The 25,045-nt window shown below is 54.5% G+C and carries 19 protein-coding genes; all 19 read right to left on the reverse strand.

Features of this window, described 5'->3' with window-relative positions; genetic code table 11:
- Window positions 1–139: 139 nt before the first annotated feature.
- Complete coding sequence (locus tag ACY1JZ_RS00170; protein ID WP_462627493.1) at window positions 140–1,201, reverse strand: FecCD family ABC transporter permease; 1,062 nt, start codon at window positions 1,199–1,201, stop codon at window positions 140–142.
- The gene (locus tag ACY1JZ_RS00175) at window positions 1,198–2,235 is read right to left on the reverse strand and encodes a FecCD family ABC transporter permease (protein WP_462627494.1); all 1,038 of its coding nucleotides are present in this window, start codon (window positions 2,233–2,235) and stop codon (window positions 1,198–1,200) included. The genes ACY1JZ_RS00170 and ACY1JZ_RS00175 overlap by 4 nt, the downstream gene beginning before the upstream one ends.
- A gap of 51 nt (window positions 2,236–2,286) precedes the next feature.
- Window positions 2,287–3,285 (reverse strand): ABC transporter substrate-binding protein, encoded by a 999-nt coding sequence (locus tag ACY1JZ_RS00180; RefSeq protein ID WP_462627495.1) that lies wholly within the window; start codon window positions 3,283–3,285, stop codon window positions 2,287–2,289.
- A 176-nt stretch (window positions 3,286–3,461) separates the two neighbouring features.
- Entirely contained in the window at window positions 3,462–5,162 is a 1,701-nt protein-coding gene (locus tag ACY1JZ_RS00185) for a helix-turn-helix domain-containing protein (RefSeq protein WP_462627496.1), read from the reverse strand.
- A 270-nt stretch (window positions 5,163–5,432) separates the two neighbouring features.
- Window positions 5,433–6,311, reverse strand: a complete 879-nt coding sequence (locus ACY1JZ_RS00190) for a MetQ/NlpA family ABC transporter substrate-binding protein (protein ID WP_462627497.1) — start codon at window positions 6,309–6,311, stop codon at window positions 5,433–5,435.
- Window positions 6,312–6,363: 52 nt separating this feature from the next.
- Window positions 6,364–7,029 (reverse strand): methionine ABC transporter permease, encoded by a 666-nt coding sequence (locus ACY1JZ_RS00195; protein WP_462627498.1) that lies wholly within the window; start codon window positions 7,027–7,029, stop codon window positions 6,364–6,366.
- Window positions 7,026–8,030 carry a methionine ABC transporter ATP-binding protein gene (locus ACY1JZ_RS00200; protein WP_462627953.1) on the reverse strand — a complete coding sequence of 335 codons (1,005 nt, stop codon included), beginning with the start codon at window positions 8,028–8,030 and terminating at the stop codon, window positions 7,026–7,028. Before ACY1JZ_RS00200 ends, ACY1JZ_RS00195 begins: the two co-directional genes overlap by 4 nt.
- Before the next feature lie 365 nt (window positions 8,031–8,395).
- Window positions 8,396–8,782, reverse strand: coding sequence for a (deoxy)nucleoside triphosphate pyrophosphohydrolase (locus ACY1JZ_RS00205; protein ID WP_462627499.1), 387 nt, complete (start codon window positions 8,780–8,782; stop codon window positions 8,396–8,398).
- Between the two features lie 66 nt (window positions 8,783–8,848).
- Window positions 8,849–11,434, reverse strand: coding sequence for an AAA family ATPase (locus tag ACY1JZ_RS00210; protein WP_462627500.1), 2,586 nt, complete (start codon window positions 11,432–11,434; stop codon window positions 8,849–8,851).
- Window positions 11,435–11,437: 3 nt separating this feature from the next.
- Window positions 11,438–12,697 carry a methyltransferase domain-containing protein gene (locus ACY1JZ_RS00215; protein WP_462627501.1) on the reverse strand — a complete coding sequence of 420 codons (1,260 nt, stop codon included), beginning with the start codon at window positions 12,695–12,697 and terminating at the stop codon, window positions 11,438–11,440.
- 394 nt (window positions 12,698–13,091) lie between these two features.
- Window positions 13,092–13,574 carry a hypothetical protein gene (locus ACY1JZ_RS00220; RefSeq protein ID WP_462627502.1) on the reverse strand — a complete coding sequence of 161 codons (483 nt, stop codon included), beginning with the start codon at window positions 13,572–13,574 and terminating at the stop codon, window positions 13,092–13,094.
- A gap of 311 nt (window positions 13,575–13,885) precedes the next feature.
- The gene (locus ACY1JZ_RS00225; RefSeq protein WP_462627503.1) at window positions 13,886–14,698 is read right to left on the reverse strand and encodes a phosphotransferase family protein; all 813 of its coding nucleotides are present in this window, start codon (window positions 14,696–14,698) and stop codon (window positions 13,886–13,888) included.
- A 174-nt stretch (window positions 14,699–14,872) separates the two neighbouring features.
- On the reverse strand, window positions 14,873–15,607 hold the full coding sequence (locus ACY1JZ_RS00230; protein WP_462627504.1) for a DUF975 family protein: 735 nt from the start codon (window positions 15,605–15,607) through the stop codon (window positions 14,873–14,875).
- A 376-nt stretch (window positions 15,608–15,983) separates the two neighbouring features.
- On the reverse strand, window positions 15,984–18,308 hold the full coding sequence (locus ACY1JZ_RS00235) for an endo-1,4-beta-xylanase (RefSeq protein WP_462627505.1): 2,325 nt from the start codon (window positions 18,306–18,308) through the stop codon (window positions 15,984–15,986).
- A gap of 442 nt (window positions 18,309–18,750) precedes the next feature.
- Window positions 18,751–19,767: an endo-1,4-beta-xylanase gene (locus tag ACY1JZ_RS00240; protein WP_462627506.1), complete on the reverse strand. Its 1,017-nt coding sequence runs from the start codon at window positions 19,765–19,767 to the stop codon at window positions 18,751–18,753.
- A 2-nt stretch (window positions 19,768–19,769) separates the two neighbouring features.
- Complete coding sequence (locus tag ACY1JZ_RS00245) at window positions 19,770–21,344, reverse strand: glycoside hydrolase family 43 protein (protein ID WP_462627508.1); 1,575 nt, start codon at window positions 21,342–21,344, stop codon at window positions 19,770–19,772.
- Entirely contained in the window at window positions 21,344–22,192 is an 849-nt protein-coding gene (locus ACY1JZ_RS00250) for a carbohydrate ABC transporter permease (RefSeq protein ID WP_270172803.1), read from the reverse strand. Before ACY1JZ_RS00250 ends, ACY1JZ_RS00245 begins: the two co-directional genes overlap by 1 nt.
- 110 nt (window positions 22,193–22,302) lie before the next feature.
- Entirely contained in the window at window positions 22,303–23,268 is a 966-nt protein-coding gene (locus ACY1JZ_RS00255; RefSeq protein WP_462627509.1) for an ABC transporter permease, read from the reverse strand.
- A gap of 75 nt (window positions 23,269–23,343) precedes the next feature.
- Entirely contained in the window at window positions 23,344–25,014 is a 1,671-nt protein-coding gene (locus ACY1JZ_RS00260; protein WP_462627512.1) for an ABC transporter substrate-binding protein, read from the reverse strand.
- Window positions 25,015–25,045: the final 31 nt, after the last annotated feature.

Consider the following 25,045-nt stretch of genomic DNA (forward strand, 5'->3'; position numbering starts at 1 on the left):
GAAGTGTGCGTACCTGACGAGCCTCATCAAATGAAGGCCGGACGGAAAACCCCACGGTTTTCTCGCCCAGCCTTTGAATTGGGGGACGTACTGGACGACCCCCGGTATGGTAGCCTGCTTGCGGGATTAGCGCCAGGCTCTAGCGACGCTTGCGGGAAACACGCCATAGCAGATAGATGAAGAAGGGAGCGCCGACCGCGCTAATAATCAGCCCCGCCGGAATCTCCAGCGGCGGGCGCAGCAGCCGACCGCATAGATCGGCGGCCAGCACAAGCGATGAGCCGCACAAGGCCGCCGTCGGCAGCAGAATGCGATGACGCCCGCCGACAAGCAGGCGGGCCATATGCGGGGAGATGAGGCCGACGAAGCCGATCGTGCCCGCAGCGGATACCGAGGCGCCGGCCAGGCCGACGACCGCGCAAAACAGCAGCAGCCGGATCGCTGCTACCCGCATGCCAAGCCCCTGTGCCGCCGCCTCGCCCAGTTGCAGCAGATCTAGCTGGAGCGCCAGACGCCAGACGACGGGCAGGAGCACCCCAATCCAGGGCAGCAGCCCGAACAGCTCGCTCCAGCCGCGCCCCCACAGGCTGCCGGTCAGCCAGACGAGTGCGGTTGCGAGATTGGCGCTGCCGCGCAGCAGGATCAGGTCGATTCCTGCGCTGCAAAATGCGCCCATCGCGACACCGACGAGCGCCAGTCGTATCGGATCGATGCCGCCGCGATACGCGATGAAGTAGATGGCCAGCGCTACGGCTGCCCCGCCAAGCATTGCCGCTGGGGACATCATCCCTGCCATCGAAGCAGGGAGCAGCAGCGCCACCATGACCGCGCCCAGTCCAGCACCTGCGGTAATGCCCAGCGTGCCCGGGGAGGCAAGCGGGTTGCGCAGCAGCGTCTGAATGACCGTCCCCGCAACAGACAGCCCTGCGCCGATCAGTGCGCCGATCAGCACGCGTGCCAGCCGATAATCAAGCAGAATCGCGCGATAATCGGGATTCCCGTGACCGAGCAATACAGCAGCCATCTCCGCAGGCGGAATCGGGATCGCGCCCAGCACCAGACTCAGCAGCGCGACGAGCAGCAGAGTGGATGCGAGCCCCAGCAGCACCAGCCACTGCTGACGCGAGCCCCGCCCTCGTTCTGCTGTCAACTGCACGTTGCTCAAGTCGCGGCCCTGCTCCTTCCGCATTGCTTCCGTCATTGTCCCGTTCTCCTTCTGCGCGCCAGATAAATAAAGAATGGCGTGCCCAATAATGCGGTAACGATGCCGACCGGCGTCTCTCCAGGAAAGCTGATCCAGCGCGATCCGATGTCGGCGAGCGTCAACAGCAGCGCCCCGAGCAGCGCACTGGCCGGAATAATCCGCCGATAATCGAGGCCGAGTATGTAGCGAGCCATATGCGGAACGATGAGCCCGACAAAGCCGATCGGGCCGGCGATCGATACCGAGACCCCGGCAAGCACAACGACGACCGCCAGCGCCGCCCCGCGCAGCAGCCGCACCCGCTGGCCCAGTCCCCGAGCCAGCTCATCCCCCAGTCCCAGCACCGATACCGAACGACTGAGCCAAGCAGCCGCAGCAAGTCCGGGCAGACTCCATATTGCCAAGACGGATGCCTCATAAGTCCGGTTGCCGACGACTGAGCCGGCAAGCCAGAACAAGAGCTGCTCGGTCTTGCTCTCATTGAAGATCAGCATCGCCTGAGTACCTACAGCCAGGAAGGTTTGCACTGTGACACCGACCAGTGTCATGTTCAATTCGATCTTTCCCCACCGGATCATATGGCTCAAGGCATACACGAGAACTGCGGTTCCGAGCGCACCGGCAAAAGCGCCATTTACTCGCCAGGCTGCAGACAGACCCGGCAGCAGCATCGTCATGCATACTACCGCGAAGGCAGCGCCCGCATTTAGCCCGAATACACTTGGCGAGGCCAGCGGATTGCGAGTGATCGCCTGCATCAGCGCCCCGGCAACGCCCAGATTGGCTCCGACCAATACGGTAACCACCACGCGCGGCAGACGTAGGGTCGTCAGAATCAACTGCTCCCTGCTCGCCGTGTAATGGAAGATCGCATCATATAGCACCCTGACGGATAAGGTCGTTGAGCCATAGCGCAGTGAGATCAGGATCGCTACGGCAAGCAACAGCCCGCAAGCCGTCGCCACCGTCCATAGCCTCCTGCGGCTGCCGCGCCCCGGGAGACCGCGGCCCTGTGAGGCTTTCATCATCATGTTGTGCGCTCCTTATACATGTTCATGTGCCGCCGCGCCCTTCGCGAAGGACTAGGATTGCGACTTGATGCTCGGTGCAAGAGCCTTCAGTTCCTCCAGCACGACATTAGCGCCCGGCACGCTGCGGTTGAATGACCATTTGCTATGCAGCACCGGGAAAACCTGATTCTCCTGAACCGCCTTCAGTTGCATGAACAACGGGTCTTTGCGCCATTCCTCCAGCAGCTCGCTGTTCGTGACGAACAGAACATCAGGGTCAATCTCCAGCAATTGCTCGATGCTGGCCTTGATAGCCGTTTCATCCGGCGCGCTTGCCTGGAGCGCATACTTCAACCCCGCCTTCTCCAGCATACTCGGCTGGAAGAACAGGTTCGTGCGCGGATTGAGCACCTTATCCCCCAGACTGACGATCAGATAGCTCTTGTCCTGCGGCAGCATCGCCGCCGTCTGCTTCAGCAGTGCTTGATGCGCATCGACATAGGCTGCCGCCTCCGCTTCCTTGCCCAGCGCCTCGCCAATGATCAGATGATTGTTCAGCGCATCCTCATAGTTCGCCTTTGTATCCGGCAGCAGGAGCGTTGGAGCAATGTCCGACAGCTCTTTATAGATTTCATTGTGGCGAGCGTAGTCGCCAATGATCAGATCCGGCTTGAGCGTGCGGATGACTTCCAGGTTTGGCTGCTGCCTTGTGCCTGCTGGAGTGTAATCTCCCATTTGCTTCAAAAATCCGAGCTCCTCCAATGTTCCTTGCTTGCCATCATCCGTGTAGCCGACAGGCTGTTCCCCGAGCGCAAGCACCGAGGCGAGCAATCCATACTCCATCACGACGATACGCGACGGCGTGCCACTGATCTTCGTCTCGCCCGCCTCATGGCGAATGAGCCGCTCCCCGCCTGCCGCTTCCTGCATATCCGATGTTCCGCTAGCCGCTGCTGCAGAAGAATTCGTCGACGTCCCATTCGCCGCAGCATCCCCAACGCCCATTCCGTTAGGGGCTGGAGTCGAAGAAGCACTACAGCCCGCAAGCCCACATAATACCAATGTTATCATAATTAAAACTACACTCCATTTTCGCATATGCCTGCAAGCCCCTCTTTACTTGAAATTGATAATCTTTATCATTAATGAAGTATAGCGGGCAAGCGGCTCGTCGTCCATGACTTCTTTATTCCATTTTGCCATGGACTTTATTGCATTGATCAAGGAAATAGCGGGTCTATGACAGGTTACAGACTTTCGTCAAACAATGTAACCGCCTGCTGCAACTGCCATTGTACCGAGAGCGGCGCATACACCATCCAACGATGCCAGTCGAGTACCGCATACCGACGTTGAACAATTGCGGGATGCCTCCTCCAGGATAGTGAATGCTGCAGACGGCGTTGAACCTCCATCTCTCCCTGCTCGGACTGGACGACGAAGGCAAGATAATCGGCCTTTACGTTATCCAGCCGCTCCACATCCAGCTCCATCCATGTAAATTCGACGCCAGGCGGATGCTGCTCCAGCGCCCTTCGCACCTGCTCCGGCGGCTGAAAGCCGAGCGCGCGGTAGAAGACATGGCCGATGTTGCGCGCACCGTACAATCTCCAGCCTCTGGAATGCAGCACACAGATCGCCAAGGTAGCGCCGCGCTGCTCCACAGGCAGTGCCTCTCTGGCCTGTAGCTCCTGCAGGCGGTATTGCTCCTGCCACTGCTCGGCCTGCAGCTCGCGCCCGAGCACACACGCCAGTTGCTGCTGCAGCCCGAACAGATCAAAGGCTCGCCATGGATAAGAGATAATCGGCGCTACATCCCCGATGTGAAGGCGGGCCTGCCTGAGCACATTGTCCTTGCAGACAATCAGCTCCGGCGCGCAATCGACGAACATATTGCGGCTAATCTCCCAGGGGTCCTTCTCATGATATGGGAGCGGCAGCACGGGCAGCGTGCCCTGCAGCGCGACAGGCACCTGCGCAGCCCGCGGAATAATGCCGAGCGCAAGCAATTGCTCCGTATATGGATAGGAGAGCGAGATAATCGAGGTATCACGGGTCACCTCCAGCCGATAACGGGAGGGCGAGATGCCGTGCAGTCGCTTGAACCGTCTGCTGAAATAAAATTCATCATGGAAGCCGCTACTCTGCGCCACCTCGCGCATATTGCGCCAGCCACCGGTAATGAGCTGCTCCTTCGCTCTGTTCATCCGCCTCTGCACAATAAATTCGGTTGGAGACTTGTCCATCATCTGTCTGAAGCGACGAGAGAACGACGAGAGCTGCAGCCCCGCCAACTCGCTCAATTGCTCTACCTTCACCTCTTCATGGCAATGCTCTGCAGCATAGCGGATGGCTGCGTTCATTCGGTCCTCGGCTGTATCCTCATGCGGTCGCTCCAGCGGTAGCGGTAGCAGCAGCTCCAGCAGCTTCAATAGCCGCTGGCCTGTCTTTAATTGCTCCGAAGCCGTGTGCTGCTCGCTGCGATGCGCGTACAGTTGCAGCAGCAGCCGCTTCAGCGCATCGATTCTCCAATTAATGAGTCCATGCACAGGAAGATTGTCTGCCTGCTCATAGATTAAGCGCTCTGTTCCCTCACTTGCCTTCGTGCTGCTTCGTTGATAGATTTGAAAATCCAACTGATAGGCTTCCAGCGGCTCTTGCGGCTGCCGCGCCGACTCGATCTTCATGCCAGGCGCCATCACATAAATTCCAGGCGAGCGCAGCACCACTTGCCGACCGCTGACGATAAATACCGCCTTGCCCTGCTGAACAAATAGCAGCCGATAGTGCCTTAACTCCAACGGCTCCTGACCCGCAGCCGGAAAAGCCTCCACCAAGGCGATACCCACTAGGTGCGGCAGCCATTCTGTTGCTATATTGCCTAACGAAGGAGCCTCCACGGGATGAGCCCCTAGCTGATTATCATATCCCCATCGTTCCATGCTCATGCTGCTATCCTCGTTCCTTTCCCCTTACATCCTGTTTCTCCCTTATTGTATCATGTTCCGAGCGAGATATAGACCACACACCGCCAACTGCTCTACTGGAGCCGACGGCAATCCACCTTATGCCTCTGCCCGTTTCATCCGAATAAGACGTATAAGCCCTTCCATCCCACTGCAACGTGGAACGGAAGGGCTGTCGCTTCTTGCTATACACCTGGCTCGCATCAACATTCGAGCTTTGTGCTTTCCGCTTTATTACCTATTGCCTATTACCTATTTGAACGCTGGCACAACAGCACCCTTATACTTCTCATTGATGAACTTCTCCACCTCAGGTGTCTGCAACGCTGCCACCAGCTTCTGGATCGCCTCCGAGTCCTTGTTATCCGGGCGGGCAGCAACAATGTTCACATACGGGGAATCCTTATCTTCAATAAACAGCGCATCCTCCGTCGGATTCAGTCCAGCCTCAAGCGCATAGTTCGTGTTAATGGTTGCGATGGCTACTTCATCAAGCACCCGCGGCAATGTGGCGGCCTCCAGCTCGACAATCTCGAAGCTGCGCGGGTTGTCCTTAATATCCGCTACGGTCACTTCAACACCCTTGGATTCATCCAGTGTGATCAAGCCATGCTGGGCAAGCAGCAGCAAAGCCCGACCGCCATTGGAAGGATCATTCGGTATTGCAATCTTCGCTCCGTCCTGCAGCTCGTCGATCGACTTCAGCTTGCTGGAATAGACGCCAAACGGCTCCACATGGACGCCGGCAACCTGCACGAGATCATAGTTTTTATCCTTGTTGAACTGATCGAGATAAGGCACATGCTGGAAGAAGTTCGCATCCAGTTGTTTCTCATACAACTGCACATTCGGCAGTACATAATCTGTGAACTCTGAAATCTCCAGATTGATGCCTTGCTCCTTCAATACGGGAATCACAGATTCCAGAATCTCGGCATGAGGGACGGGCGATGCGCCCACCTTCAGCGTAATCGGCTCCGCAGCAGGCTCTTCCTTTTTCTCTGTCTGGGTATTGCCTGCACCGCCTGTTGTATCATTGGCCGCCGGAGTGTTCGTGCTCCCTGTCCCCTTCTGTCCGCATCCCGCCAGCACCAGCACGAGTGCGAATACAATAAACAATGATTTCTTCATTTCCTTCTCCTCCTACCCTTGTCTCTATATTCTTAAAACTATACTATTCAATCTACTTCCGGCTCAGTCGCCGCACGAGTGCGTCGCCTGCCATCTGCAGAAGTTGAACCATAATGACCAGCAGCGCTACCGTCACAATCAGTACATCCAGTTGAAAGCGCTGGAAGCCGTAGCGAATCGCCAGATCGCCCAGACCGCCGCCTCCGATAACACCGGACATCGCCGTGTAGGAGACGAGTGTAATCGTTGTAATCGTCACCCCCGCCAGCAGTCCTGTACGTGCCTCCCGCAATATAACATGCCAGACTATCATCCACTTCGACAGCCCCATCGCAGCCGCAGCCTCGATGACGCCCCTGTCCACCTCGCGAAGCGATGCTTCCACTAATCTGGCGAAGAACGGCGCTGCCGCAATGACGAGCGGCGGGATGGCTCCCGGCACGCCGATCGAGGTGCCCATGATGAACTTGGATACCGGCAACAGGACAAGAATGAGAATAACAAAGGGCACCGAGCGTAATATATTGACCACCAAGGACAGTAAGCGGTAGATCCATTTATTGTGCAGCATCTGCCCGCTAGAGGTCAGAAATAGAATAATACCGAGGATCAGTCCTATCACGATGGTAAGCAGCAACGACATGCCCATCATCATCAGCGTCTCCTTGGTCGCCTTAATAATCTGATCCCAGCGAATATCCTGAAAGAAGCTACTCATTGTACAATGCTCACATCCAATCCATGCTGTCTAAGCTCGGCGATAATCCGATCCGTCTCTGCCCGTTCTCCCCGCAGCTCCACGATCAGTTGGCCGTAAGGCGTGTCCTTCATGCGCGACACAGTTCCTTGCAGAATGACAAAGGAGGCTGTCGTTGACCGGACAGTATCGAACAAGACAGGCTCATAGGCCAGGTTCCCCCGATAGGTGAGCCGAATGATGCGCCCCTGCGGATGAAGCGCCAGCCGATCTGTATCCAGCACATCAGCAACCTGACTCACAAAGTCCTTCGTCGTGTCATGCTGCGGATTCAGGAATACATTCAGCACATCCCCCTGCTCGATGATGCGGCCGGAGTCCATCACCGCAACCCTGTCACAGATCGCACGGATGACATGCATCTCATGGGTAATAAGCAGTATCGTAATGCCGAGCTTAGCGTTAATATCCTTCAGCAGCGTCAGGATCGCCTCCGTCGTCTGCGGATCGAGCGCCGAGGTCGCCTCGTCGCATAGCAGCACATCCGGGTGATTGGCGAGCGCTCTGGCGATGCCTACACGCTGCTTCTGCCCACCGGACAACTGTGACGGATACTTATGTTCATGTGCACTCAGCCCGACCAGCTCGAGCAGCTCCGTTACCCGCTCTCTGATCTGGACTTTGGTTAGCGTGGATGTCTTGAGCGGCAAGGCGATGTTGTCGCGTACCGTAGCTGTGGTCAACAGGTTGAAATGTTGAAAGATCATGCCGATCTTCTGCCTGCGCTGCTGCAGCTCCTTCTCGCCCAGCATCATCAGATCCACATCGCCAACAATAACTCTCCCGGAGCTAGGCCGCTCCAGTAGATTCACACAGCGCAACAGCGTGCTCTTGCCTGCTCCCGAATGTCCGATAACGCCAAATATCTCGCCTCGTTTTATCGTCAGATGCACCTCGCTCAGCGCATGAACCACGGCACTGCCAGATACGTAGTCTTTATGCACGTCTACCAATTTAATCAGAAGTAACACTCCCCTACAAGCAACAGAAAAACATATCATATATTTCCTATTGACTTAGTCTAATATAAAAATGGAGAAATATCAATGTATACATTTCAGGAAATTTATCCCTTACTTTCATTCCTTCGTCCCTCCATTTTTTACGATGGATCGCACTGCTCACTATTCTAGTGTATTTTGTATATTGTATTATAACATAGAACAGGCTGTTTACCGGGGAATTTGGATAACAAAGAAATGCTCCTCTTCAAGTAGAGGGATATGTACTAATCCGATCTACTTGAAGGGGAGCGTATAGAAGAATATCCAACTAAACGTCAAACTTATGTCTCTTTTTAGGAATCACATGCGCTCGCAGCGCACCTTCATCCCCCGCAAACCAGAAGCTCGGCAAATGGCACATCAGCCGGAGCGAGCGCATAATTCATAAGCTCTGATGGAGCAACCCAGGCATGGGCATCGTGGTCGATTAATTCAATGATACCGTCTATATAATCGGCCTTGTAGGCATACAGGCGAATCTGCACGGTTCCATAATCATGCTCATGAACGGCGAAATACGTGTGCGGGTCGATCTTGATTCCCATCTCCTCCAGCAGCTCGCGGCGCAAGCAGTCTGCCGCGCTCTCCCCTGGCTCCAGCTTCCCGCCAGGGAATTCCCATAATCCACCCTGCTGTTTGCCCTGCTTCCTGCGAGCAAGCAGCACCCGTCCTTGCTCACCCACCACAATAGCCGCCGCCACCTCAATCATGCCGCCGCTCCTTTCCTATCCTCTCTTGACTTTCATCTATTGTACCACGCTTCGTCCCATAGTTGCCTACAACCGCGGGTCCATCTCCTTCTCCTGTGCGGTCTCGAATAACAGACCGGCGGCAATCTCCCTGTAGCCTTGATGCTCAGGGGAAATATCGTGGAATGGAACCTGCAGCATGCGCAGGCCAAGACGATATTCATTGAGCGAGGTACGCAGCTTCCGCGCGATATTCTTCTGCTTGATCAGCTTGCGGTGCTTGTGCGGGAACATGTAATCATAGCCGTAGACGATGGACAGGTACTCGCGGTTGCGAACCTTCAAGTACGGCACCGTGCGCCCATCCCATACATCCGGCTTGATAACGACGCCCTCCATCTGCTTCTCCACGGTCAATTGTTCAAAATATCGCTCCGCCCGCTCCAGACAATCCGGCTCGGACAGATCGAGTACGAGCGCCTCGTCCTCCGACAGCAAGGCGTACATCGTGGATACCTTCATATCCGGCAATTCCTCGCGTCCGTCCTCATCCATCCATTTCAGTATCGCAAATGGCTTGTAGTCCAATTCCTGATCCGATCCATATAGCTCCAACTGTCGCCTGTACGTCGCCAAGGCAGCGATATGGTCTGCTAAGGGTACATACGCCTCTCTCACCCCGCTAACATGCTTGTAGGTCTGGTATGTGCTGGAGCCGTACTTGTCGCTCAGTGCGCCCTTGGCCATGCGATGCTGCTCCTGCTCGAAGCCACTGGCCTCATAATTCGTGATCAACTGGTTCACCGCCTGCTCGAACCCGGTCTGCTCCAGAAAGGCCAGCTCTGTCTCCAGCGCCCGCTCGATCGGCTTGAACTGCCGTTCGATCAGCCCTTCGCCAAGCGCCTTCCACGGCAGCAGCTCCCCGTCGAGCACCATCATCGCCAGCTTGTGTTCCTTCATATAACCGTCGAACCGTTCCAGCAGTCGCTCATAGATCGCGGTCAGATCCACCTTGCGAATGCGATAGCCGTTGCGACTCACTGCATAGCAGCTCTCAAGCTCACGATGCAGATAGATATTGCAACGTGAGCCCATATATTTCGGCTGCAGCACCACATGCTTCACTCCCCGCTCGCTGAATGCCTCCAGCCCACGCCGCAGCGACTCCAGCTCCTGCGCCTGCTCATCCTTATCCGCAGGGGACATCGTACCCGATATATAGTTGATCTGGTTGCGCGAGCAGTAATGAAGGCGCCGCAGCTCATCCTCGCCCAGCTCCTCTACCGCCACCTTGCGTTCGTGCTTGAACAGGATGCTCAGCTCCTCTGGCAGAGCCGTCTGCTGAGAGGCATGCGACTTCATCAACGGCTTGAACGAGATGACCGCCGAGCTCAAGGCATACCCATGCACACAGCCACTGTCGAGATGAAGCTTGTTGCGGATGCGGAACGGCTGGGCGGCCGCCACGTGGCCGAACACGTGGTAGGGATGATTGCCCACCGCCTCCTCCCGCAGGAAGGCGAGCTGCTCCTCAAGCGGCGCCTCGCGATCAATGCGATAGCTGCGCTGATGACGCAGCGAGTTCGGGTCCAGCTTGCCCAGATATTTCGTGCGGCACGGCGCATGCGTGACGATGAACGATGGGCCGCCGCTCCCGATATACCGATAGAAAGGCTGGGATTGCTCCACCAGCTCATTGAACTGCGCCCGCAGCTCCTCATCTCCCTCCAGGATGCGCACAGAGTCAAAATACGTCTCCAGCAGCGCCGGATCAGCCCCGGCAATCTCTCCCTTGAGATACTTGTAGACGAAGTTCTCATGATTGCCAAGCACCAGATACAACTGCTCCCGGTTGCGATGCAAAAATTGCACTATCTCCCGCGTCTGCTTTCCCTTGTCGATCCAGTCTCCAACCAGCAACGGTCGCATATGACGTGCCTTGTCGCTGGCACTCAGTCGCCCGTCCTCGATCTGGAAGCCATAGTCGCGCAGCAGTCCCTGGAGCTCCTGTACACACTCATGCACATCGCCAATCATAATATACTGCTGACCCTGTGGAAGCACAGTGGCGGCATACGCGGCCGCATTCTCAATCTCGACCGTATAGGCAGGATTCGCTATCGCCTGCTGCGGCATATAGAAATCTTTGGCTCGCACCTTATGCACCTTATCATAGCTCTCTCTCGCCAGTTGGCCGAGCACCTCCTTGCGCAGCCGATTAATATGGTTGCTGATCAGCTTCTTGGAGCGTTCGGAGGCGTAGTAATCCTCCCGGCTGCGGTAATCGAAGACGATGGCTTCGAGACGATAGTTGTTCTCATGGGCAATCTCCCTCACCTTTGCCCGGAAATCCTCTGCCAGCCCTGTCGTATCGATGATGACGAACTCGGCTTGAACCGGATACGAGGTTGCCAGCCTCAGCCGCTCGAACAACAACTGGAATGCCTGCCCGCTCGCCTCCATCATTTGCTGATCGTATTTGTCATAAGGATAGCCGAGCAATGTCTGGCGCAGCTCATCCGAGGATAGATACTGTACATTGGTGCGCAGATTGCGGCTCTCATCCGTCAACTGAAGACCTGGCACTAGCACCTCCCTCGCGAAGGTCGTCTTCCCGCATTCTGTAGGCCCGATAAGCATGAAGATGGTATGCAGCCTAGTCTGAATGATCATCGCTCAAGCCCCCTCCTTCCGCACAATGACGCCCTGAGTCGTCTGCACCTGATTTACGCTGTCGCCCACCGCCACGAATTCATACTGCAAGCCATGCAGCAGCTCTGCCATCCATTGCCGGAATTCCAGCTCGCCCAGCTCCCACTTGTGATCCTCATGCCGAAAGCCGCTCAGCTCGTAGTAGCGGTTAAAGTCCGCATTGGGCGTTGTAATGATCAAGCGCTCAAAGTTCGCATGCTGGCAAATGTCCCGGATCAGTTGCCCTGCTTCCTCGCGGCTCATATGCTCAATAACCTCAGTCAGCAGCACATCCACCCGCTCCCCGTTATAATGCTCCAGAAATTGAGCGAAGGAGCCAAGCTGCACAATATTATCCAGCTCCCGAGCTGCCGCCTTGCGCTCCACAACCTCCAGCGCCTCCTTGTTAACGTCAATCGCATAGTAGCTGCCTTCCAGCTTGCTTGCAAATGGGAGCGCGTAGAAGCCCTCTCCACAGCCGACATCCACGATCGACTTGTCAAAATCCAGTACATCGGCAATATAATTGCGCCGCTGCAGCGCTGTTCCACCGAAGGCGAAGCGGATCGGATAGCGCTCCGTCCTCTCCAACTCCGCCCTGTACCTATTGAAGCGGCTGCGCGAGGACAGAAAGTTTCGCACGAACAAGCTGCGGATATAGAACGGAGCATCGATGTTGCCCATGCTTTTAATATATTTGTCCAGTATGCTGTCTGAAATATCGAGACTCTCGTTGCCCAGCATCGACAGAAACAGACAGAGCACACTGGTTGTATGTAGCAGTTGATATAGGCTGCGCTGTGTCCGAATGGTCAAGGAATAGCTCTTGTGCTCCAGGTGAATCAGCTCGAAGGCATAGTCTTGCATATGCTTGCGGAACGAATCGACGTAGCGCGGCAGCTCCACATGAATCATGTTGATGAACAGTACCTGCTCGAAGCCCTCCGTATCCCGTTCATGCTGTATCTTGAGCGGCGCCGAGAAGAATTCCCCGATGGCTCCAAGCGGGAACAGCGGTGTATGATAACGCGAGACATTCAAGTATTCGAAGCTCTCGTCGGGATGCTGTTTATACGAAACCTCATTCTCCGCATCCTTGAAATAAACATTGTAGCTCTGTTCATCGCTATACCAGCCATACGCCATCCCTTTGCGGATAGAGCGCAGTTGCATACCGGAGGCCGGATTCTTCTTGATCAAAAATGAAAATTGCGGGTTTGTCGAGCGAACTTGCATGATAGCCATGTGCTACCCCTCCTTGCTGACTGAAGCCAACCTGTCCGCGCTTTACACGCAGTACAGGATGAGCCGTTGCTGTTCATTTTCACTTATTTACCAGTCAATGAACAGGGTAGAAGTATTACAACACCATCTTGCCTCAATTATAGGGCGTATGCTCTGTGGAACACCGATCAATGGAATGTTGCGCAACTCCCAGCACGCCGTGCAATGCCTGCATGACGGCGTTCGGTCGAGCGACAGCGAAGCTACTAATAATGAAAGCGGTTCCAAAAATGGTCACAGGGTGACCACACACTCTTCCCCCTGCTGCGCCAGCTTGCGAGCAGCGGCATCGTGGGAGTCGCGCCAAGGACGGCAGAGCGCCACACCTGTGCGACTGACCAGCCTGCCGTTTATGCTATAGCAGTTGTTGGCTCCTGAATTTATGAATCTCTGCTTCAATGTAGACCCAGGCCTGCTCCAGCTCAGTAAACACCCAGCCGGCCTCCGTAACAGGCAATGGACTGTTCAGACCGAGCAGCAAGGTACGAATCCCTTCACAGCATTGCTCGCCAACTACGAGCGCCACCGGGAACGGCATTTCTTCATATTGTCGATTGCCGATGCCGAAGACCATCTCCAGTCGGTCTCCCCATTCATACGCCAGACCGCTCAGGTCAATGATGAGCCCTCCCGGCTCCCAAGCATCCACACAGGCATTGCCGATAGCTCTCATATAGATGGCATCACAGTTCCCCTCTGATCCGTAGCCATAACTTCCCTCAAATTTCAGCACCATAATGCCAAGATCGCTGGCCGCGCTGGAATTCCCGATATGCACCTCATGACGTATACTGCTTAGCTGCTCCAACTGAACCTGCTGCAATGTGGTTTCGATCATGGCTGTTGTCTCTCCTATCTCTCGTACTGTCCCTATGCCAAGCTGCAAGCATCCACAATCCGCCCTCTGGCCATCGCCCGCCTTCCCCGCTGCAGGCAGTGCTGCCTGCCCGCGGCGCTGCCGCTTAGCGCTGACTTCCAAGCAGGCAATAAGCGCACGATCATGCCATGTTCGTACCAGCCGATTGGGCACCATGCATTCTCTATGTTTATACTATCGGATAAATACGCGAGTGTATGTAGAGCTACAGTGGCGAAACCGCATTTTTCTGCACGAATCGCTGCGGACACAGGACACAGCATCCCGGCCCGCTACTCTTCCTCCTGCCATATATCCAGATGCTCCCGGATCAGTCGCAGCAGCTTTATCCGTTCCTCATCAGGAACCCATTCCACTAGCCTAGCCGCGATGACAGGCAGGTACCAGCGTTGAATATCCAGCTCGTCAAGTCCAGACAGCTCGCAGTAATGCTCCAGATACACAGCCGCGAGCTGTTCGCGCGCAGTGGAGAACACCTGCCGTACTTCCACAGGGGAATGCTCGGGCAATATCGCATGCTGCAGTAGAATCGCTGTCCGCGCCACATCTCCTGCAGGATGCCCGCTTGTTCCCGTCATCCAGTCCAATATCCAATCCTTCTGGCCGATCAGTACATTAGCCGGGTGGAAATCCCCATGACAGATTCGGTCGCCACCTGGCAATCGATCCATATACCGAATGATCTTTCTCTTCTCCTCCTCCTCTAGTTCAGCCGCTTGCATAATATGGCCGCGCCACAGGTCCCGCTGCGGGCGGAGCATATCCTCTGCCCTCCATTGATGCATCTCCCAATGAAGAGCGGCGAGCTTGCGAGCACAATCATCAGCCTGCGCCGGATCGCGAATGATCTGCTCCAGCAGTGTGATGCCGTCCGCACGCTCGAATACGATGCCGCTGCGCCCATTCAGGCTGAGCTGCTCCAGCGCCTTCGGAACCGGGAGGCCTCGCTCATGGGCGATACAGCTCACCTCCCACTCCTCCTGTATGGCCTGGCTAGGGAAGCCGGAAATATATAGCTTGAGAATTGCATCTGTGCCGTGCTCGTAGATTTCGGCTGTTCTGCCTTGCGCGATTTTTTTCATCATTACAGTAGCCTCCTTGACTTGGCCTTCATCCATCTAGTAATAGAATACTACACTGGCTCCGGGACGAGGGGGGAGTCGTTTATGTATCATTCGTTAATGAACAGGAAGAAGCCTCTCGATGGTCAAGAGGCTTCTGGCTTCTTTTGATGTGTGTGGGACAACCTCATACATCGTTTAATTGTAGATGGACGTCAATTGCAGCTCCTGCTCGCTCGTCAACCGATTGTCCAGCGCTTCACGGCGCAGAACCAGATACAGCTCCGCCTTGGTCGAGTATACATAAGGCACGACGAACAGGGTTCCAATGCCAAACAGCAGCCCCCCGAGCAGCCACCAGCCGAGAAAGCTCAGGTCGAGTACAAATAGACGAAGCTTATGTCCTTGCGTCATCTCCGTGCTTAGCTCCACCGCACGGTTATATCCGATATTCGGATTATCCGCCAGGATAAACGCAGTCTGGCTATACGCGTAATACTTCACGATGCCCGGAACAACCAGCAGCAAGAACCAGAGAAAGTTCAGCACATCTCTCCAAATCATCGTTTTGACAATATCCCCGTACCGCCCTTTTTGAAATGCAGAGGCTACATAACCAATCTCCACATCCTGTTCGGCAGCACGCTTGTAATACCGGAGCGCTCCTGCCTCAAGCGGCCCGCCCACGAAGATGCGGAAGATCAGCGCGAGCCCTACAAATATAGCAGTTACAACCAGCGCCACGATAATTAACATGCCATTGATATATCCGCCATACTCACTACCTTCTGTCCCGCTATTCCATGAGCTATAGCTTGACACGCCGCCTCCACCACCAGCAAGCACCAGGAGCAATCCAACCACGAACGCCTTCCAGTAGGAGGCGCGCAGCACATCCTTCGCCCGTTCCTTTAACACTTTACGATCCCACATAGTAACTCCCCTTAGTGAATAATAGTCGTCTATATTCATACAAATGAACTTCCAGCTCAATGGCTCCATGAGCTTTACTTCATATATATGCTTGTACTGCCGGCTCATGATCATGTCCCTTGAAACGGTTCACTCTGGTCATTGGACCTACTTCCTAAGTTATATCTACAGCTTAGGCTTCATGTCATACCAAGGGACTATAGTAGCAAGGAGCATGCATATTGGCAGAATAATCCGTAACTGTATCGCTTGTCAAGCACTAGCCCTGGCAGGCTAAGCCCGATTCACGCCAAAAAAGCGGCCGTTTGGCCGCTCCTTCGGTGGAAGCTCCAGCTCCCATGGAGGCTCCAGTTCCCGTATCAATGAATGTGCTGCATTATGGCTGCTGCCCTGGCTCCGTGCCCCAGACAAGCGTGCCATTACGATATAGCGTGACTCGCTCCCAGTCGGCGAAGGCCGTCTTGAGCGGATCATATGAGTAATCCCCAAGCTCATTATAATTGGACCAGTCCGTCTTGTTCACACGCGTCTGGATCGGGCCGCTGTCCGCGCCTGCCGCCACACTGCCGGCTCCCGCAGCAAATGACAGCTCCAGGTAATAATCAGCCCCGGCAAGCGGCTGTGCCAGCTTCACAAGACTTCCACTCAGATTGGAGCAGCCTGCCTGCGCCCAGTCGCAATGAAATTGCTGCGGCCGCTCCCCATCCACCGTATACCAGTAGCGGATGGTCAGCTCGCTCAGCGGAACCGCCGCGCTGCCACGGTTAACGATAAGAAAGTGCGGAGTCAGTGAATTGTCCCCGGCATTGCTCGAGCTGGTACGGTACTGGACTGCGAGTTGGCCTGTTCCGGTATGCGGCGTTCCCTGCGGCGTAGCCGACACCACGGCTGATGTCGCACTGGCTCCCGCTGCATCATGCGCCGTCACCTTATAATAGTAGGCCGTACCATTAACTAGCCCCATGTCCAAATAAGATGAAGCCGTCAGCCCCTCCGCTACCTGCGTGTACGGCCCGCCCCTCTGCAATGCGCGCTGCACGCTGTAGCTCGCAGCCCCCGCAACCGGGCTCCAGCTCAGGGTGACGCGCCCATCACCCGCAGCAGCCTGTACATTAGATGGCGCATTCGGAAGCTGCGTCTGCACATCGCCTACAATCTCCCAATACGCGCTCTTGGACTGTAGCCGCTCATCGAACAGCAACGGCCAATTGTTGCGAGTCACAGGGAATTTACGCAGCCAGGTGTTCCCATCATCCTTGCCCCATACCGTAACATTATCGATCAGATCACGATGACGCCTGAATATCTCGAACAGTTGCTTATAGCGCTCCACCTGCCGCTGCTCAATCTGTGCCGGCAGCGTATCATAGCGCTGTCCCGAATTCGTGTAGATGTCAACATCCAGCTCGGTGATCTCCGTCCTGAGGCCCAGCGCAGCAAACTTGAGGATCGAAGCCTCAATCTGGCTCATCTGCGGATAATCGATATTCACATGCGTTTGATGCCCGACACCGTGAATCGGCACCCCTTTTTGCTGCAGCCGAACGATCAGATTATACAGCGCCTGACTCTTGGCAGGATCATGCGTATTGTAATCATTGATGTACAGCATGGCATCAGGATCAGCCTCATGCGCATAGATGAATGCCTTCTCGATATATTCCTCACCCGCGATCTCATACCAGAGACTGCGCCGCAGGCCGTTGGCCTCTCCTTCATCGATAACCTCGTTCACCACATCCCAGGCATAGATCTCATCCTTGTACCGTCCGACGACCGTTTTGATATGATCCTCCATTCGTTCGAACAGCACTTGCTTCGTAACGAGGCCGCCATTGGCGTCACGGAATACCCAATCCGGCGTCTGATTATGCCAGATAAGCGTATGCCCCCGCACATGCCCAGCATTCTGTGCCGAGAACTGTACAGCCGCATCTGCCTCCGTGAAGCGGTAATTGCCCTCCTGCGGCTGCAGGCTGTCCCACTTGAGCACATTGCCTGGCGTCAGGCTGTTGAAGTGCTTGGCAAGCAATTGGGCGTCCGGCTGCTGGTACAGCTCGAAATTTTCGAAGGCCGAGCCGAATAGGAAGTAATCGGCATAGACATCCTTCAGCGAAGGAATATTCTCCTCAATCACGATGGGCTCGCCATCTGGCAGCTTCTCCAGTACGAAGTCATCCACATAGAACGACTGCGTAGGCTGACTCGGAATCTCAAAATAAACGGATAAGCTATCCGCTGGTTCGCGATACTTGTACTCGGCTCTTAGCTGCACCCATCCATGGGCGGCTGCATTCTCATTCACTAGCTGCTCATAATGCATCTCCTCCCCTGCGGTCCGCTGCATCGTCATGTATACGGGGCTCGCCGCAGATCCGGCAGGCAGCTTAACCCAACTGGAGAACACATACGTCTTGCCGAACTCCATGTAATCCGTCACATCAAGCGTCGCGCCATGCCACACCGCACTGCGATTAGCCACCTTCAGTCCGTAGGCTCCTGTGCGCGCAGCCTCTGCCGCAGCGGTCAGCGTCTCGTTATCGCTGCGCCCGGTCCAGCCCTGCGCCGTGCCATCCTCAAATCCGTGCTCCAGCAGCACTGTATTCTGTGCCTGAACCGTCGGTGTACTATAGACGAAGCTGCCTAGCAGGCCGACCAGACCCAGTAACGCGATTACTCTCCGCCAATTTCTTATTCTCATTACCCTCTCCTCCATTTCTTCACCATATAAGCTTGCTCCCTATGCTTGGGGCCTCAGGGCGGCCTTTCCTCCGCGGCAGACCATCCACCCTGCTATCACACGAATAGATCCGCTTGGGATCGACCGATCATAGAGCTTGTCTCCTTCCCAAATGTATTCGGCCCCCCCTTTCTATAAAGCGCTTACATTTTTCCTTAATCGTATCGAATGGCAGCGAAATTGTCAATAAATATTTACCATATTAACCAATAAAATGAATTTAATTCGAACGCATAGCAAGTGTACACGATGCCGATGATCTTGGCGGGCAAGCTATGTTTCATGTAATTGAAGACCCGTATACGTGAACATGTACTTTCTACTAATTTAAAAGAGACCGCCCCGCATAGACTGCTCATGCAGGACGATCTCTTCGTTGCCAGTGTGAACCCGCTATGGACGGCTAGAGGCTGCCTGCCGAGGCAACGCCAGCTACACGCTCATAGGCCGGCTTGGGGCGATGCTGTTCATCGAACAGCAACGGCCAGTTCTTGCGTCCTTGTACCGGGAAATAATCCAGCCAGGTGTCATCGTCGGCTGCTCCCCAGAACGTCACCGAGCCGATATAATCACGGTACTCCTTCAGCAACCGGAAGATGGCCTCATACCGCTCTGCCTGCCGTTCCAGCAAGGAAGGGTCCGGGCGGAGCAGGTCGGTACGGCGGTCATGGAATTCGAATACGGACATATCCAGCTCCGTCAGATGCAGCTTTAGCCCAAGGGAGGCGTAGCGTTCAATCGCTGCCCGAATATCCTCCAAAGACGGGGCGAACAGATTCCAGTGTGCCTGCAGACCAATGCCATGAATAGGCGTTCCCTGCTTGAGCAGCGATTCAACCAGTTGGAAGATTCGCTCCCGCTTCAGTGGATCGGATTCATTGTAATCGTTATAGAAGAGCAAGGCATTCGGGTCTGCTTCATGCGCATACTCGAAGGCTTTGGCGATAAATTCCGGCCCGGCAATGTCCAGCCATCTGGATGGACGGAGCTGTTGATCCCCTTCATCCGCCACCGCTTCATTCACCACATCCCAGGCATAGATGCTGTCCTTATAGCGTCCCACAACCGTGTGAATGTGCGAGCGCATCCGCTCCAGCAGCACTTCACGGCTAACTGGCTGCCCCTGGCTGTCCTCGAATACCCATCCGGTAGTCTGATTGTGCCACACCAGCGTATGTCCGCGCACTGCCATACCATGCTTGCGGGCGAACGAGATGAGCGTGTCCGCTGCTTCGAAGGTATACTTCCCCTCCTCAGGCTGCAGGCTGACGAATTTCATCTCATTCTCTGCCGTAATACTATTGAAATGGTAGCTCAGCAACTGCTCCTGCTTCTTCATCGAGGAAGGATTCACTGCCGCCCCGATATGGAAGTCTTCCTGGAACAGCTCCTTCAGAGCCGCCTCCGTGCGTTCGTGCATGCTTATCCCTCCAGTCCGTCAGGCAGCCGGGTTTCAAACCATGCGAAGCGCGCTGGCTCCGCACAATGCTTGCCGTTGCCTGATGCATAGAGTCCCATTACTGTGCCGGTGAAGCACATCTTGTCTACAAAGTCCTCCGGCGATAACGAACGGGCTGAAGCTCCAGCCAGCCGTTTCCACTGCTCGCCATCCAGCGAGTAGTACAGCGAATACTCCGCCACATCAGCCTCGATCCGCAGCCACACGTTGCCAGTGAAGTCTTCTCCCTCTATCGGCACCAGATGCTCGGCCTGTGACTTGCCCCTGTATCGTAGTCTGGCATATACAGCAAGCCCCCCGTCGACCCGCTTGACGCCAATCGCGTAGTAGGCATCCTCATCCCGTCTTGCGACCAGTCCCGCCTCTGCCTGCTCGCTAGCTGGCGCAAACGACATACAGGTCGTGTACACCGCATGCACATGCTGCTGTCGACGCCCGATGAACGAGACCTGGGCGACATCATGCAGCCCGCCGGGCTGTCCATACAGCGTGAGGCTGCCTGGATGGTCGGTAAGCGACCAACTGCCTTCTGCCGGATTGCGCAGGAACATCCACTCCGGCTTCAGCTCCGTACCGGCAAACGTCTCCCGCCCCTCGCAGGCGGCTGGCTTGGATCGGGTCGGCCGATTGCCTGCTGGCAGCTCCACCTGCATCTTGAGACTGACCACGCCTTCGTTGTTATCAATATGCGGCCAGCCGTCCCGCCATTGCACCGGAGCCAGGAACGTCTCGCGTCCGAGCACGCTGTAGCCTGTCTCGACCAGACGCACGCCCAGGAAGACCGCCCACCATTGCCCATCGGTATCCTCCACCAGATCGGCATGCCCAAGATACTGGATCGGATGATCCATATCCCGATGCGTCAGGATCGGCTCAGGGAACATCTCGAACGGCCCATACGGGTGTGGACTGCGCCCGATAATCTCTCGATGCTCCTTGGCAGTACCGCCCGATGCAGACATCATGTAATACATGCCGTTCACCTTGTACAGATGCGGCCCCTCCGTCCATGGCCCGCCATCGCCATGCCATACGACAACGGGCTCACTCAGCGCCTTGCCCGTCTGAATATCAATCTCATACTGGATCGCATGCGAGTTATAGCCCTCGCCCTGCTGCGCTGTCACGTAAACCTTGCCATCGTCATCAAAGAACAAGGACGGATCAATCCCGCCATGAGGCACCAGGATCGGGTCTGACCATGGGCCAGCCGGGTCGGTCGCCGTGACGTAGAAGTTGCCAATTCCACGCACATCAGTCGTAATCATGTAGAAGGTTCCTGCATGATAGCGTATTGTCGGCGCGAAGATGCCATCTGAGCTAAGACGGTCGCGCACATCGAGCTGGCTGATGCGATCGAGCACATGCCCGATCTGCTCCCAATGGAGCAGATCATAGCTGCGGAAGATCGGCACGCCAGGGAAATATTCAAACGAGCTGTTGATCAAGTAATAGGCATCCTCTGCACGAACAATGCTTGGGTCTGGATAGAAGCCCGGTAGAATCGGGTTCGTATACGTAATCGTTTGCTTCGCCATTATTCTTTTACACTCCCCACATTCAGTCCAACAACAAAATATTTCTGCATGAATGGATAAACGACCAGAATCGGCACAGAGGCAACAATGGTGACCGCTGCACGAATCGAGATCGGCGTTACCATCGAGCTAACGGTATCCTGTGTCACGCCGCCACCATTGGCAACGGCCGGGTTGCTGTTCGCATTCATACTGGATGAGAGCAGCTTCATCAGCTCATACTGCAGCGTACTCAGCTCTTGCCTGGATGAGGTGTACAAGAACGCATCAAACCAGGAATTCCATGAACCTACCGCAACGAACAGCGCTATCGTAGCCAGCACGGGCTTACAGAGCGGAAATATAATGCTCCAGAAAATTTTAAACTCTCCTGCACCATCAATTCGTGCAGATTCCACCAAGCTTTCGGGAATCGTCCCGATATAGGTGCGAATAACGATCATATTGAAGGCACTAATCATCGAAGGAATAACATATACCCAGAACGAGTTAAGCAAATGCAGATCCTTCATCAGGAAGTATCCTGGAATGAGTCCGGCATTGAAGTACATCGTCAAGACAAACACCAGCGTGATCTGCTTGCGGAATATATATTCCCGGCGGCTTAGCGTATAGGCCAGCATCGTCGTCAAGAACAGATTCAGCAAGGTGGCCAGTACGGTTCTCGCTACCGAAACCCAGAACGCATCATAGATGGTACCGGATACGAATACCGCTCGATAGTTTTGCAGCGTCCATTCCCTCGGCCACAGATATAAGCCCCCACGAATGGTATCATTGCCGGCATTGAAGGAAACAACGATCGTGTTCAGAAATGGATACAGTGTAACGACAACCAGAATAACCATAAACAAGGTGTTGAATGTATTAAAAAGGATCGGTTCAATCCTGTTTATTCCGGATTTGTTTTGCACAGTAGCAGAAGCCGACACAGCGCTCAGGCTCGTTTTTTTTGCGCTCATAGCAGCCTCTCCTCTCCCATTCGCTTGGCAATCCAGTTGGCGCCCAGCAGCAGTGTGATGCTGACGACGGTCTTGAAGATCCCGCCCGCAGTAGCCAAGGAATAGTTTCCTTGCGCGATCCCATACTTGAGTACGAAGATGTCAATCGTCTCCGACCAATCCACAACCAGACCATTGCCTAGAAGGTACTGAACCTCAAAGCCTGCTTCGAGCAGATGTCCGACGGACATGATCAGCAATATAATAATCGTCGCTTTAATTCCCGGAATGGTAACAAACCTCATCTTTTGATAACGGTTGGCACCATCAATATCGGCTGCTTCATACAAGGACGGATCAATGGAGGACATCGCTGCCAGATAGATAATCGTATTCCAGCCCACTTCCTTCCACACATGCGAGGCTCCGACCACGCCCCAGAAATATTTGCCTTCACTAAGCCACACAATCGGCTCATTGATCAATCCCAGCCACATCAGCACATCGTTGACAATACCGTCTGAGGCCAGAGAGGTAGCGACGATGCCCGTCACAATAATCCAGGACAGGAAGTGAGGCAGATAAGAGACCGTCTGCACGGTACGTTTCCAATACATATTTTTGATTTCATTCAATAGCAATGCAAGCCCTATTGCAGTGACAAAGCCAAGCACCAGGTTAATAATACTCATGCCGAGCGTATTGCGCAGCACTCTCAAAAAATTATCATCGGTAAACAAAAACACAAAATGCTTAAATCCTACCCATGTCTGCTGAGCAAATGCCAAATTTGGCTTGAAATCCTGGAACGCCATCGTCCAGCCCCAGACTGGAACATAGGCAAACAGAATAATATAGGCCAGCAGAGGCACAGACATATAGATCAGTTGTCTTTGCCGCTTGATGGCCGCCCAGGTGATCGGATATTTGATCTCCTGCTTGCGTTTTGCGGCAGCACGATTTATCTTTTTAGTCTCCACCATAAGCTCGTTCTCCCCACGCACCCAAATTTCTGAAAGTGGAAGGCGGATCACGCCTCCCACTCTCTGATTACATCCTTATTTGACTGTCCATGTTTCAATACGCCATTGCAGTACCTCGTTAATCCGATCCTCGTAAGCTTTCACGTTAATCTTGCCCATCTCTGAGACATATTCGTTCCATGTTTTATCGAAGTCTGCCGCACTTCCAAGAATGACCCTAGGCAGGAATTTCGTCGACAGATCGGTCATCTTCGTGTTAGCCACCTTCGCTTCCGAGCCCTCTACCAAGTCAACGGACCATGCCGGATAGTAGACGGGGTTCTCAGGCGGAGCGCTGAAGAAGTCCACATAGCTGTCATACCCGTATTTGTCCAGGAACTCCACATCATATGGCTTCAGGGACGCTCTGTACTCCTCCGGTTGAGCGCTTCCATCCGTGGCGTTGCCATCGCTGAAGTAGCCCTCCATCTTAGGAGCAAACCTATACAGACTATCTGCTTTGTTCGCCAGCTTCCAGGTTGCATCGGTGAACTTGTCTCTCTGCTCCTGGGTTTTCATAAAGCGGCCTTCCTCGTTGACAATATAATCCTCGCCTTCAAATCCCCAGCTCAATGTTCTCTGCCAATCTTCTTCCATCAGACGATCCAGCAGCTTGATGATACGCTCTGGATTTTTAGCGTTTACACTAATGCCAAAGCCGTTGTTCACGTTCAGCGCCGGACGATCCCGATAGTGATCCCTCGTGCTTTCATCGAATACGACCGGCAATCCGACATAGGTTCTCTCCAGCTTCTTCTGCGTCGTCAGGGAATCCTCTGCGGCCTGGAAGCTCCAGTGCTGGTCGAACATGCCAAGCACTGTTCCGCTGGAAATCTTGGCCATGTATTGGTCATAGTTTTGCGTGAAGGCTTCCTTATCGAGCAAGCCCTTGGCGTTGATTTCATTCAGCTTCTGATAGTATCGCTTCGCATAATCCTTATCTGCGAAAATTTCGGCTTTGCCATCTTTTACAACGACGCCGCCATCATTTGGATGTCCAATCAGATGCTGAGGCGGGTTAAGCAGCCCCCAGGTTCTCCAGTCGTTGTTCAAAATCTCAAAGCCGATCGTCGGGCTACCATCAATGGTCGGATATTTTTCCTTATACTTCTCAATCAGATCGAAGTACTCATCCAACGTCTTTACTTTAGGGTATCCAAACTCCGCCAACACTGCTTTTTGAATCCAGAATGCCGGACCTGAGTACCAACTGCTCGTTACTTCACCGTTGTATGCGCCATAGTTCGGAAGGATATAGATATGGCCATCACTCGGGTCCTTCATCATATTCCAGTATTTAGCGTAATGCTTCTTCAGATTAGGCGCATGCTGCTCAATCAGATCCTCCAGCGGGATATAGGCACCGGCAGAAACCAGCTTCGTATTCCCTGTCATCATATCCGGGTAATCAGAGCCTGCGATCATAACGCCCAGCTTCTGGTTGCTCTCTCCTGCGAGAAACTCGAACTTGAAGCTCGCGCCCAGCTCATCCTTAATCTTCTTATACACCTTGTTATCCGGTGTCGGCTGTTGGCCGGCTTCCCCGATGTACACTGAAATCTCAAATGGCTCTGTTCCGTCTACGGAATTCCCTTCTCCGCTGCTTCCTGTACTCCCCTTATTGCTTGAGCAGCCTGCCAGCACAACGCTAAATGCCAGCAGCATCAGCAAGCTCATGCGAAAGAGTGATATTTTCTTTTCCCCCATGAAAAGCACCTCCATTATGTTCTGCTACAGG

It is taken from the genome of Paenibacillus sp. J5 (assembly GCF_054955055.1).